The organism is Duffyella gerundensis, from assembly GCF_001517405.1.
In the GTDB taxonomy this organism is placed as follows: domain Bacteria; phylum Pseudomonadota; class Gammaproteobacteria; order Enterobacterales; family Enterobacteriaceae; genus Duffyella; species Duffyella gerundensis.
In genome coordinates this window covers 3,509,432-3,522,855 of the sequence record NZ_LN907827.1, presented here as the reverse complement: position 1 = coordinate 3,522,855, position 13,424 = coordinate 3,509,432, and the positions used below count along the sequence as shown (strand labels likewise).

6 protein-coding genes and 1 riboswitch are annotated in these 13,424 nt (G+C 53.5%); of the genes, 3 read left to right on the top strand and 3 right to left on the bottom strand.

Annotated features, from left to right (window positions below; genetic code table 11):
- The first annotated feature begins 228 nt into the window (after positions 1 to 228).
- Positions 229 to 4,257 carry a DNA-directed RNA polymerase subunit beta gene (gene rpoB / locus EM595_RS16075; RefSeq protein ID WP_067434405.1) on the top strand — a complete coding sequence of 1,343 codons (4,029 nt, stop codon included), beginning with the start codon at positions 229 to 231 and terminating at the stop codon, positions 4,255 to 4,257.
- A 97-nt stretch (positions 4,258 to 4,354) separates the two neighbouring features.
- Positions 4,355 to 8,575: a DNA-directed RNA polymerase subunit beta' gene (gene rpoC, locus EM595_RS16070; protein WP_067434401.1), complete on the top strand. Its 4,221-nt coding sequence runs from the start codon at positions 4,355 to 4,357 to the stop codon at positions 8,573 to 8,575.
- Between the two features lie 68 nt (positions 8,576 to 8,643).
- Here rpoC and EM595_RS21550 read toward each other — a convergent pair whose 3' ends face one another.
- Positions 8,644 to 8,799, bottom strand: coding sequence for a DUF1127 domain-containing protein (locus tag EM595_RS21550; RefSeq protein WP_419190156.1), 156 nt, complete (start codon positions 8,797 to 8,799; stop codon positions 8,644 to 8,646).
- A 199-nt stretch (positions 8,800 to 8,998) separates the two neighbouring features.
- On the opposite strand from EM595_RS21550, the gene EM595_RS16060 reads away from it, so the two are divergent.
- Positions 8,999 to 10,450 carry an aminotransferase-like domain-containing protein gene (locus EM595_RS16060; RefSeq protein ID WP_067434396.1) on the top strand — a complete coding sequence of 484 codons (1,452 nt, stop codon included), beginning with the start codon at positions 8,999 to 9,001 and terminating at the stop codon, positions 10,448 to 10,450.
- 196 nt (positions 10,451 to 10,646) lie between these two features.
- Here EM595_RS16060 and thiE read toward each other — a convergent pair whose 3' ends face one another.
- Positions 10,647 to 11,276, bottom strand: coding sequence for a thiamine phosphate synthase (thiE, locus tag EM595_RS16055; RefSeq protein ID WP_067434393.1), 630 nt, complete (start codon positions 11,274 to 11,276; stop codon positions 10,647 to 10,649).
- Positions 11,276 to 13,177, bottom strand: coding sequence for a phosphomethylpyrimidine synthase ThiC (gene thiC / locus EM595_RS16050; protein ID WP_067434390.1), 1,902 nt, complete (start codon positions 13,175 to 13,177; stop codon positions 11,276 to 11,278). Before thiC ends, thiE begins: the two co-directional genes overlap by 1 nt.
- A 92-nt stretch (positions 13,178 to 13,269) precedes the next feature.
- Positions 13,270 to 13,368: riboswitch (TPP riboswitch) on the bottom strand.
- Between the last annotated feature and the right edge of the window lie 56 nt (positions 13,369 to 13,424).

Below are 13,424 nucleotides of genomic sequence, written 5' to 3'. Positions count from 1 at the left end.
CAGTTTGTCCATTGAATGTCTCTATAATATCTTTTTCTATCGACGACTTAATATACTGCTGTCCTGCAAGGTTCCCTGCCGTCGCAACAGTGATGAAATGATTTAAGAGTGATAGAAAGATGTATTGCAGCAGGTGTCATGCCTTTGCTGAAAATCATAATCGTGTTGCATGAACTGTCCTTCAAATCGGACAGCGCGGGTCGACTTGTCAGCTAGCTGAGGAACCCTATGGTTTACTCCTATACCGAGAAAAAACGCATTCGTAAGGATTTTGGAAAACGTCCACAAGTTTTGGATATTCCTTATCTCCTTTCTATCCAGCTTGACTCGTTCCAGAAGTTCATCGAGCAAGATCCCGAAGGCCAATATGGTCTGGAAGCGGCGTTCCGTTCCGTATTCCCGATTCAAAGCTACAGCGGTAATTCTGAACTGCAATACGTCAGCTACCGTCTGGGTGAGCCGGTCTTCGACGTGAAAGAGTGTCAGATTCGTGGCGTGACCTATTCGGCACCGCTGCGCGTCAAACTGCGTCTGGTGATCTACGAACGTGAAGCGCCTGAAGGCACCGTAAAAGACATCAAAGAACAAGAAGTGTACATGGGCGAAATTCCGCTCATGACCGATAACGGTACCTTTGTTATCAATGGTACCGAGCGCGTTATTGTTTCTCAGCTGCATCGTAGCCCGGGCGTCTTCTTTGACAGCGATAAGGGTAAAACCCACTCATCGGGTAAAGTGCTCTATAACGCACGTATTATTCCTTACCGTGGTTCATGGCTCGACTTTGAGTTTGACCCGAAAGACAACCTGTTTGTTCGTATTGACCGTCGTCGCAAGCTGCCGGCCACTATCATTCTGCGCGCGCTGCAATTTACCACTGAACAGATTCTTGACCTGTTCTTTGACAAAGTTGTCTATGAAATTCGCGACAACAAGCTGCAGATGGAACTGGTGCCAGAGCGCCTGCGTGGCGAAACTGCTTCTTTTGATATTGAAGCGAATGGCAGCGTTTACGTTGAGAAAGGCCGCCGTATTACCGCGCGCCACATTCGTCAGCTTGAAAAAGATGGCATTCAGCATATTGAAGTGCCGGTTGAGTACATCGCAGGTAAAGTCGTTGGTAAAGATTACATCGACGAAAATACCGGTGAGCTGATCATTGCTGCCAACATGGAGCTGTCGCTGGATCTGCTGGCGAAGATGAGCCAGGCGGGTCACAAGCGCATCGAAACGCTGTTCACCAACGACCTCGACCACGGTCCTTATATTTCTGAAACGCTGCGTGTTGATCCAACCAGCGATCGTCTGAGCGCACTGGTAGAAATCTACCGTATGATGCGTCCTGGCGAGCCGCCAACGCGTGAAGCTGCAGAAAATCTGTTTGAGAACCTGTTCTTCTCCGAAGATCGCTATGACCTTTCTGCGGTTGGCCGCATGAAGTTCAACCGTTCTCTGCTGCGTGACGAGATCGAAGGTTCCGGTATCCTGAGCAAAGACGACATCATTCAGGTGATGAGAAAGCTCATTGGTATCCGTAACGGTATTGGCGAAGTGGATGATATTGACCACCTCGGCAACCGTCGTATCCGTTCCGTTGGCGAAATGGCCGAAAACCAGTTCCGCGTCGGTCTGGTCCGTGTAGAGCGTGCTGTTAAAGAGCGTCTCTCACTGGGCGATCTCGATACGCTGATGCCGCAGGATATGATCAACGCTAAACCGATCTCTGCTGCTGTTAAAGAGTTCTTCGGCTCAAGCCAGCTTTCACAGTTTATGGACCAGAACAACCCGTTATCAGAGATCACGCATAAGCGTCGTATTTCTGCTCTCGGCCCGGGCGGTCTGACGCGTGAGCGTGCAGGCTTTGAAGTTCGAGACGTTCACCCGACGCATTACGGTCGTGTGTGTCCAATCGAAACGCCGGAAGGTCCAAACATCGGTCTGATCAACTCCTTGTCTGTGTATGCACAGACCAACGAGTATGGTTTCCTTGAAACCCCATACCGTCGCGTACGCGAAGGTCTGGTTACCGATGAAATTCATTACCTCTCTGCGATTGAAGAGGGTAACTACGTTATCGCTCAGGCCAACACCAACCTCACTGAAGAGGGTGCGTTTGTTGATGACCTGGTGACCTGCCGTAGTAAAGGCGAATCGAGCTTGTTCAGTCGCGATCAGGTTGATTACATGGACGTTTCTACCCAGCAGGTAGTTTCCGTCGGTGCATCTCTGATCCCGTTCCTGGAGCACGATGACGCCAACCGCGCATTGATGGGTGCAAACATGCAACGTCAGGCGGTTCCAACTCTGCGTGCTGATAAGCCGCTGGTTGGTACCGGTATGGAGCGCGCGGTAGCGGTAGACTCCGGCGTAACTGCCGTAGCGAAACGTGGTGGTACCATTCAGTACGTTGATGCCTCTCGTATCGTGATTAAAGTCAACGAAGATGAGATGCACGCGGGTGAAGCGGGTATCGATATCTACAACCTGACCAAGTACACACGCTCCAACCAGAACACCTGTATCAATCAGATGCCATGTGTTTCTCTGGGCGAGCCGATTGAACGTGGTGATGTGCTGGCTGATGGCCCGTCCACCGATCTCGGTGAGCTGGCGCTGGGTCAGAACATGCGCGTGGCGTTCATGCCGTGGAACGGCTACAACTTCGAAGACTCCATTTTGGTCTCTGAACGCGTAGTACAGGAAGATCGCTTTACCACCATTCACATCCAGGAACTGGCTTGCGTGTCGCGTGACACCAAACTGGGGCCAGAAGAGATTACTGCTGATATCCCGAACGTGGGCGAAGCAGCGCTTTCTAAACTGGATGAGTCCGGCATCGTTTATATCGGTGCGGAAGTGACCGGCGGTGACATTCTGGTTGGTAAGGTAACGCCGAAAGGGGAAACCCAGCTGACGCCAGAAGAGAAACTGTTGCGCGCTATCTTCGGTGAGAAAGCGTCAGACGTTAAAGATTCCTCTCTGCGTGTGCCGAACGGTGTTTCCGGTACGGTTATCGACGTTCAGGTCTTTACCCGCGATGGCGTGGAAAAAGATAAGCGTGCGCTGGAGATCGAAGAGATGCAGCTGAAGCAGGTTAAGAAAGACCTGACTGAAGAGCTGCAGATTTTCGAAGCAGGCCTGTTTGCCCGTATCAACTACGTGCTGGTTTCCGGCGGTGTTGAAGCGGAAAAACTGGACAAGCTGCCGCGCGAGCGCTGGCTTGAACTGAGCCTGACTGACGAAGAAAAGCAAAATCAGCTGGAACAGCTGGCAGAGCAGTATGACGAGCTGAAGCACGAGTTTGAGAAAAAACTCGAAGCCAAGCGCCGTAAAATCACCCAAGGCGACGATCTGGCACCAGGCGTGCTGAAAATCGTTAAGGTGTATCTGGCCGTTAAACGTCAGATTCAACCGGGTGACAAAATGGCGGGTCGTCACGGGAACAAGGGTGTTATCTCCAAGATCAACCCGATCGAAGATATGCCTTACGATGAAAACGGTACGCCGGTTGACATCGTTCTGAACCCACTGGGCGTTCCATCGCGTATGAACATCGGTCAGATCCTCGAAACCCACTTGGGTATGGCGGCGAAAGGCATCGGTGAGAAAATTAACGCGATGTTGAAAAAGCAGGAAGAAGTCAGCAAGTTACGTGACTTTATCCAGCGCGCTTACGATCTGGGCGCTGATGTGCGTCAGAAAGTTGATCTGGCGACCTTCACGGATGACGAAGTATTGCGTCTGGCAGAGAACCTGAAAAAAGGTATGCCAATCGCAACGCCAGTATTCGATGGTGCAAAAGAAAGCGAAATCAAAGAGCTGCTGCAACTGGCCGATCTGCCAACTTCTGGTCAGATTACCCTGTTTGATGGCCGTACCGGGGAGCAGTTTGAGCGTCCGGTTACCGTTGGCTACATGTACATGCTGAAACTCAACCACCTGGTTGATGACAAGATGCATGCACGTTCTACCGGCTCCTACAGCCTTGTTACTCAGCAGCCGCTGGGTGGTAAAGCACAGTTCGGTGGTCAGCGCTTTGGTGAGATGGAAGTATGGGCACTGGAAGCATACGGTGCCGCTTATACGCTGCAGGAAATGCTCACCGTGAAGTCTGATGACGTTAATGGCCGTACCAAGATGTATAAAAACATCGTTGACGGTAACCATCAGATGGAACCGGGCATGCCAGAATCGTTCAACGTACTGTTGAAAGAGATTCGCTCGCTGGGTATTAACATCGAGCTTGAAGACGAATAACTCCGTAATTGGAAAGTGCTCGCATTTGTACTGGTTACAGGGCGTCCGGCGCAGGCTGGACGTCCCTGAGAAGTCTCACTCCGACGGGAGCTAATCCGTGAAAGACTTACTTAAGTTTCTAAAAGCGCAAACTAAAACTGAAGAGTTTGATGCGATCAAAATTGCTCTGGCTTCGCCAGATATGATCCGTTCATGGTCTTTCGGTGAAGTTAAAAAGCCAGAAACCATCAACTACCGTACGTTCAAACCTGAGCGTGACGGTCTGTTCTGCGCCCGTATTTTTGGGCCAGTCAAAGACTATGAGTGCCTGTGCGGTAAGTACAAGCGCCTGAAGCACCGTGGCGTGATTTGTGAGAAGTGTGGCGTTGAAGTTACGCAGACTAAAGTGCGCCGTGAGCGCATGGGTCATATCGAACTGGCATCACCAACGGCTCACATTTGGTTCCTGAAATCACTGCCATCACGTATCGGCCTGCTGTTAGACATGCCGCTGCGCGATATCGAGCGCGTGCTCTATTTTGAATCTTATGTCGTGATCGAAGGCGGCATGACCAACCTCGAAAAGCGCCAGATCCTGACTGAAGAGCAGTATCTGGACGCGCTGGAAGAGTTTGGCGACGAATTCGATGCGAAAATGGGTGCGGAAGCGATCCAGGCCCTGTTGAAAAACATGGATCTGGAGCAAGAGTGCGAGCAGCTGCGCGAAGAGCTGAACGAAACTAACTCCGAAACCAAACGTAAAAAGCTGACCAAGCGTATCAAGCTGCTGGAAGCGTTCGTTCAGTCTGGTAACAAGCCAGAGTGGATGATCCTGACCGTGCTGCCGGTACTGCCACCGGATCTGCGTCCGTTGGTACCGCTGGACGGCGGCCGTTTTGCGACTTCCGATCTTAACGACCTTTATCGTCGTGTGATCAACCGTAACAACCGCCTGAAGCGCCTACTGGATCTGGCTGCGCCAGATATCATCGTGCGCAACGAAAAGCGTATGTTGCAGGAAGCTGTGGATGCATTGCTGGATAACGGCCGTCGCGGTCGTGCGATCACCGGTTCCAACAAGCGTCCGCTGAAGTCACTGGCTGACATGATCAAAGGTAAGCAGGGTCGTTTCCGTCAGAACCTGCTGGGTAAACGTGTTGACTACTCCGGTCGTTCGGTTATCACCGTTGGTCCATACCTGCGTCTGCATCAGTGCGGTCTGCCGAAAAAAATGGCACTCGAACTGTTCAAACCGTTCATTTACGGCAAGCTGGAACTGCGTGGCCTCGCCACTACCATCAAAGCTGCGAAGAAAATGGTTGAGCGCGAGGAAGCGGTTGTCTGGGATATCCTTGACGAAGTGATCCGCGAGCACCCGGTTCTGCTGAACCGTGCGCCAACGCTGCACCGTCTGGGTATTCAGGCTTTTGAACCGGTTCTGATCGAAGGTAAAGCGATCCAGCTGCATCCGCTGGTTTGTGCGGCATACAACGCCGACTTCGATGGTGACCAGATGGCTGTTCACGTACCGCTGACGCTGGAAGCCCAGCTGGAAGCACGTGCGCTGATGATGTCTACCAACAACATCCTGTCACCTGCGAACGGCGAGCCAATCATCGTTCCTTCTCAGGACGTTGTACTGGGTCTGTATTACATGACCCGTGACTGTGTTAACGCCAAAGGCGAAGGCATGGTGCTGACCGGCCCGAAAGAAGCTGAGCGTGTTTACCGCGCTGGCCTGGCTTCTCTGCACGCTCGCGTTAAGGTGCGTATTACCGAACACGAGAAGAACGAGCAGGAAGAGTGGGTTGCTAAAACCAGCATCATCGATACCACGATTGGCCGTGCCATTCTGTGGATGATCGTGCCTAAAGGTCTGCCTTACTCCATCGTCAACCAGGCGCTGGGTAAGAAAGCGATCTCCAAAATGCTGAACACCTGTTACCGCATTCTGGGCCTGAAGCCGACCGTTATTTTTGCTGACCAGACCATGTACACCGGTTTCGCTTATGCGGCCCGTTCAGGTGCGTCTGTTGGTATCGATGACATGGTTATCCCGGCCAAAAAAGTAGAAATCATCAGCGAAGCGGAAGCGGAAGTTGCTGAGATTCAGGAGCAGTTCCAGTCGGGTCTGGTTACCGCTGGCGAACGCTATAACAAAGTTATCGATATCTGGGCTGCCGCTAACGAACGCGTAGCGAAAGCGATGATGGAAAACCTCTCTACTGAACTGGTCATCAACCGTGACGGTGTAGAAGAGCGCCAGGTTTCCTTCAACAGTATCTTTATGATGGCCGACTCCGGTGCGCGTGGTTCTGCTGCGCAGATTCGTCAGCTGGCCGGTATGCGTGGTCTGATGGCGAAACCAGATGGTTCCATCATCGAGACGCCAATTACCGCAAACTTCCGTGAAGGTTTGAACGTACTTCAGTACTTCATCTCGACGCACGGTGCGCGTAAAGGCCTTGCGGATACCGCACTAAAAACGGCGAACTCCGGTTATCTGACGCGTCGTCTGGTTGACGTTGCACAGGATCTGGTTGTTACCGAAGACGACTGTGGTACCCACGAAGGTATCCTGATGACGCCGGTAATCGAAGGGGGTGACGTTAAAGAACCACTGCGCGAGCGCGTACTGGGTCGTGTTACCGCTGAAGATGTGCTGAAACCCGGCACCGCTGATATTCTGGTTCCACGCAACACGCTGCTGCATGAGCACATGTGTGACCTGCTGGAAGAGAACTCAGTGGACAGCGTGAAAGTACGCTCCGTAGTAGGTTGTGAAACCGACTTTGGTGTGTGTGCTCACTGCTATGGTCGCGATCTGGCACGTGGTCACATCATCAACAAAGGTGAGGCCATCGGCGTTATCGCTGCACAGTCCATCGGTGAGCCGGGTACGCAGCTGACCATGCGTACGTTCCACATTGGTGGTGCGGCATCGCGTGCGGCTGCTGAATCCAGCATCCAGGTGAAAAACAAAGGTACCATCAAGCTGACCAACGCCAAGTCGGTAACGAACTCGGCCGGTAAGCTGGTGATCACCTCGCGTAACGTCGAACTGAAAATGATCGATGAATTTGGCCGTACTAAAGAGAGCTATAAAGTTCCTTACGGTGCAGCCATGGCGAAAGGTGATGGTGAACAAGTTGCCGCGGGCGAAACCGTTGCAAACTGGGATCCGCATACCATGCCGGTTATCACCGAAGTGAGCGGTTTCATCCGTTTCACTGACATGATCGACGGTCAAACCATTACGCGTCAGACTGATGAATTAACCGGTCTGTCATCGCTGGTGGTGCTGGACAGTGCTGAACGTACCGCAGGTGGTAAAGATCTGCGTCCTGCACTGAAAATCGTTGATGCCAACGGTAACGATGTATTGATCCCAGGCAGCGATATGCCTGCTCAGTACTTCCTGCCAGGTAAAGCGATTGTTCAGCTGGAAGATGGTGTGAAAATCAGCTCCGGTGATACGCTGGCGCGTGTGCCACAGGAATCTGGCGGTACCAAAGATATTACCGGTGGTCTGCCACGCGTTGCCGATCTGTTCGAAGCGCGTCGTCCGAAAGAGCCTGCTATCCTTGCTGAAATCAGCGGGATCATCTCGTTCGGTAAAGAGACCAAAGGCAAACGTCGTCTGGTTATCACCCCGATTGACGGCAGCGAAGCTTACGAAGAGATGATTCCAAAATGGCGTCAGCTCAACGTGTTTGAAGGTGAGCGTGTGGAACGCGGTGACGTGGTTTCCGACGGTCCGGAATCTCCGCATGACATTCTGCGTCTGCGTGGCGTCCATGCTGTGACCCGTTACATCACTAACGAAGTGCAGGAAGTTTACCGTCTGCAAGGCGTTAAGATTAACGATAAACACATCGAAGTCATCGTACGTCAGATGCTGCGTAAAGCGACCATCGTGAGCTCAGGCAGCACCGAGTTCCTCGACGGTGAGCAGGCGGAGTTCTCTCGCATCAAGATTGCTAACCGCGATCTGGAAGCGAACGGCAAAGTCGGCGCGACCTTTGCACGCGATCTGCTTGGTATTACCAAAGCGTCGCTGGCAACCGAATCGTTCATCTCTGCAGCATCGTTCCAGGAGACCACGCGTGTCCTGACCGAAGCTGCTGTAGCAGGCAAGCGCGATGAACTGCGCGGCCTGAAAGAGAACGTTATCGTGGGTCGTCTGATCCCGGCCGGTACCGGTTATGCTTACCATCAGGAGCGCATGCGTCGTCGTTTGCATGGCGAAGCACCTGCTGCGCCGCAGGTTACTGCTGACGAAGCATCTGCCAGCCTGGCAGAGCTGCTGAACGCAGGCCTTGGCGGTAAAGACGATTAATCATCGTTGATACGCTGATAAATAAAAACCGCTCTTCGGAGCGGTTTTTTTATGCCAGAAAAACAGCATCAATATTTTCTGAGATCGTCGCGCGTGACGCCGATATCTTTTAGCGCACTGTCAGTCAGACGACTGAGAATTCGCCGTGTCTGATAACGTAAAATTCTGCTGCGTATACCGTTAACGATTACCTTTCCCAAGGTAAACACGCTACACAAGCCCATCAGTTTGCCACATCTGTTTTCGCCCGCTTCCATTATTGCCTCCTCAGTAAGTTACTGAGCACATTGTCATCCCGACACCGCTGGCAATACAGATGCAAAAAACACCTTTTATTAACATACAGATTGGGCCAAATTAGATCTGAATGATGAAAACGGGCGCCATCTGTACTGGTCTGGCGAAAGAACGGAGAAATCTATCGTGACACGTTATCAAACGCTGGCAGCGTTGTTGGCCCGGCGCATCGAGCAGGGCCTGTATCGTAGCGGTGAGCGCTTACCGTCCGTGCGGATATTAAGTGCTGAACATGGCGTCAGTATCAGCACCGTACAGCAGGCTTATCATCTGCTGGAGGAGAAGCAGATGATTACGCCGCAACCGCGCTCGGGTTACTTTGTCAGCCTGCACAAAGCTACGCCGCCGCTGCCAGCGATGACCCGGCCCGCTCAGCGCCCGGTAGAAATTACGCAATGGGATGCCGTGCTGGATCTTCTGAACAGCCGGCAGGAAGAAGATATTTTGCAGATGGGCAGTGGCATGCCGGATGTCACCCAGCCGACATTGAAGCCGCTGTGGAAAATCATGGCACGGCTGGCACAAAAGCAGGATCCGCGTCTGCTTAACTACGATACGTTACAGGGCCTGCCTGCGCTGCGCGAACAGGTTGCACGCCTCGCCATTGACAGTGGCTGTCAGCTCAGCGCAGACGACATTGTTATCACCACCGGCTGTCATGAAGCCCTCTCGGTATCGGTACGGGCGGTTTGCCAGCCAGGCGATATTATCGCCGTTGAATCACCTGCATTTCACGGTACGCTGCAAACGCTGCGCGGCTTTGGCATTCGGGTTATCGAAATCCCAACGGATTCCGCCACCGGTATTAGCCTCGAAGCGCTGGAACTCGCTTTTGAGCAGTGGCCGGTGAAGGCGATTATTGTGGTGCCCAATATCAATAATCCGCTGGGTTTTATCATGCCGGAGCATCGTAAGAAAGCGCTGCTGTCGCTGGCGCAACGCTACGATGCTGCCATCATCGAAGACGATGTTTATGGCGAACTGACCTGGGAGTATCCGCGGCCACGGAGCCTGAAATCCTGGGATCTCGATGGCCGCGTGCTGCTTTGCAGTTCGATTTCCAAAACCCTGGCGCCGGGACTGCGGGTAGGCTGGGTGGCGCCGGGGCGCTATCGCGATCGCGTTATCCATATGAAATACATCGCCACCGGCTCTACTGCCACGCAGACGCAAATGGCGGTGGCTGAGTTTATTCGCCAGGGACACTATTTACCGCACCTGCGCCGTATGCGTCAGATCTACCAGCGCAATTACGAGACGCTAAATTGTTGGGTACGCCACTACTTTCCCTGCGGCATCTGTGTTTCGCGTCCCGCTGGTGGCTTCCTGATGTGGATTGAATTGCCGGAGCCGTTTGATGCTGTACGGTTGAACCGGACGCTTAGCGAATCAAGATTGCAGGTAGCGGTGGGCTCGCTATTTTCCGCTTCCGGGAAATACCGTAACTGCCTGCGCCTTAATTTTGCGTTACCGATGGATCATCGAGCCGAGCAGGCGCTGGCTGTTCTGGGTGCCGCCGTGGAGCACGCGATGGCAGCCTGTGCCGTAGATGCATTGCCGGCATTATCGACAGAATAGCGGTGGGAAGGCAGGGCCAGAGAGGAGAAACAACTGGCCCTGGTCAAACAGGCTTGTTCGACAGGCGCACTGTAATCGTCAGAGATACGGCGTTCGAGCAGTAAACCTTGCTGCTACGAGGCGTGTCGAAAAATACCGCGCCTCGTGACAGCTGCTAACAGGCAGAGCACGAGGCGCGTTCCGTTCTTGCTATATCTCAGCGTTGATCCGGTTCCGCCAGTGCCAGCAGTTCGGCGGTGGCCAGACGCCAGTCAGCGGCCTGCGTGATGGCACTGACGACGGCAATGCTGCCCACCCCGGTCGCCAATACCTCCGGCGCGCGCGCCAGTGATATTCCGCCGATCGCCACCGTTGGCATCTCTCCCAGCCGAGCCAGATGGCGCTGCAGCTCGCTAATGCCTTGCGGCGCTGAGGGCATCGCTTTAGTTTGGGTAGGAAAAATATGCCCTAACGCAATGTAAGACGGACGCAGCGCCAGCGCACGATCCAGCTCAGCATCATCATGCGTGGAGATCCCGAGCCGCAAACCGGCCTGCTGAATGGCTTGCAGGTCGGCAACCTCAAGATCCTCCTGACCAAGATGAACGCCATAAGCTTGATGCTCGATCGCCAGCTGCCAGTAATCATTGATGAACAGGCGGGCTGCATATTTTTTGCCCAGCGCAATAGCGGCAACGATTGCAGGCTCAACGTCGATCGACGAACGATCCTTGATGCGTAGCTGGATCGTTCGTACGCCAGCTGAAAGCAGGCGCTCGATCCACTCAACGCTATCCACAACCGGATAGAGGCCGAGGCGCGGCGCGGTAGCAGGGAAGGGTAGCATCACAGTTTCTCCTCGTTAATCGCGCCCACTGGCGGGTGAATGTCATCACCGCGCGGCATTATGCCAACATCAATCGGCTGGGCGGCTGCCTGTTTCGCCGCATAGTCACGCACTTCCTGCGTAATTTTCATTGAGCAGAATTTGGGGCCGCACATAGAACAGAAGTGCGCGACTTTGTTCGATTCCTGCGGCAGCGTTTCATCGTGATAAGCACGCGCGGTATGCGGATCAAGCGCAAGATTGAACTGATCTTCCCAACGGAATTCAAAGCGTGCCTTCGACATCGCATTGTCGCGGATCTGCGCGCCGGGATGCCCTTTAGCCAGATCGGCAGCGTGCGCGGCGATCTTGTAAGTAATCAAACCCTGTTTCACATCTTCTTTGTTGGGCAGGCCGAGGTGCTCTTTTGGCGTCACGTAGCAGAGCATCGCGCAGCCGAACCAGCCAATCATCGCCGCGCCAATGCCTGAGGTGAAGTGATCATAGCCGGGCGCAATATCCGTGGTCAGCGGGCCCAGCGTATAAAAGGGGGCCTCGTGGCAATGTTCCAGCTGCTCGGTCATATTACGACGGATCATGTGCATTGGAATATGTCCCGGGCCTTCAATCATCACCTGCACATCATATTCCCAGGCGATACGGGTTAGCTCGCCCAACGTCCGCAACTCGGCAAACTGCGCTTCATCATTGGCATCCTGAATCGAGCCGGGGCGCAGCCCGTCGCCGAGCGAAAGCGAGATATCGTACGCGGCACAGATTTCACAGATGTCGCGAAAATGTTGATAAAGAAAACTTTCCTGATGATGAGACAGGCACCATTTCGCCATAATTGAGCCGCCACGTGAAACGATACCGGTAAGCCGTTTTGCGGTCATCGGCACATAGCGCAGCAGCACGCCAGCGTGAATAGTGAAATAGTCGACGCCTTGTTCAGCCTGTTCCAGTAGCGTATCGCGAAAAATCGCCCAGTTAAGGTTTTCCGCTATGCCATGCACTTTTTCCAGCGCCTGATAAATCGGCACGGTACCGATCGGCACCGGGCTGTTGCGTAAAATCCATTCGCGCGTTTCATGAATATAACGGCCGGTGGAGAGATCCATCACCGTATCGGCCCCCCAGCGCGTTGACCAGACCAGCTTCTCCACCTCCTCTTCAATGGAAGAGGTCACCGCAGAGTTACCGATGTTGGCGTTGATTTTCACCAGAAAATTACGGCCAATGATCATCGGCTCTGATTCCGGATGGTTAATGTTGGCCGGAATAATCGCCCGGCCGGCGGCAACTTCCTGACGTACAAATTCGGCGGTAATATTTTCCGGCAATTCGGCACCAAAGGCGTTGCCTGCATGCTGCTGGCGCAGCACATCACCGCGAATACGTTCGCGGCCCATGTTTTCGCGCAGGGCGATAAACTCCATTTCCGGGGTGATGGTGCCCTGGCGCGCATAGTGAAGCTGGGTAACACACTTGCCTGCTTTGGCTCTGCGTGGCTGCGGCAGATGCTCAAAGCGCAGATGATCGAGCCCTTCATCGGCCAGACGTTGCTGCGTGTAACCCGAGCTGAGCTGACTAATGGTTTCACTGTCGTCACGTTGAGCTATCCAACCGTCACGTATGCGCGGCAGACCGCGGCGCACATCAATCTCCGCCAGTGGATCGCCATAGGGCCCGGCAGTATCGTAAACAGGAATGGCTTCGTTGGCTTCATAGCGCGGCGTCGCGCTGTCGCCGCTGATTAAGGTAGGACTGACCTGAATTTCGCGCAAAGGTACGCGAATATCGGGTTGGCTACCGATCAGCCAGATGCGGCGAGAATTAGGAAAAGCGGTGCCCTGCAGGGAGTCAATAAACTGCTGAGCATGCGCGCGTTGTTCACGGCGATTGGATGGTGTAACAGACATAGCAAGGTTCCATTTCAGATGAGGAATTTGCTTGTCCGGAGTTCGGAAGGAGTAACAGACGATGTCTGTACAGACGGCACAATGCCGTTCTGAGTAGATTTACTCTTGTTCCCTTCGCAGGTTCTAACCTGATCAGGTTCCGCGGATCCCGAATAAACGGTCTCAGCCCTAAGGCACTCCGACAAGAAGAAGCAATGGCGATGCTCAGCCATCACGGCGCAACCACAGTTGCGTGGTACAAAAAAGC

What these genes read in the sequence shown, in the direction of transcription:
- rpoB (WP_067434405.1), top strand. Translation starts at nt 229, where the DNA reads ATGGTTTACTCCTATACCGAGAAAAAACGCATTCGTAAGGATTTTGGA.
- EM595_RS21550 (WP_419190156.1), bottom strand. Translation starts at nt 8,799, where the DNA reads ATGGGCTTGTGTAGCGTGTTTACCTTGGGAAAGGTAATCGTTAACGGT.
- thiE (WP_067434393.1), bottom strand. Translation starts at nt 11,276, where the DNA reads ATGCTACCCTTCCCTGCTACCGCGCCGCGCCTCGGCCTCTATCCGGTT.
- thiC (WP_067434390.1), bottom strand. Translation starts at nt 13,177, where the DNA reads ATGTCTGTTACACCATCCAATCGCCGTGAACAACGCGCGCATGCTCAG.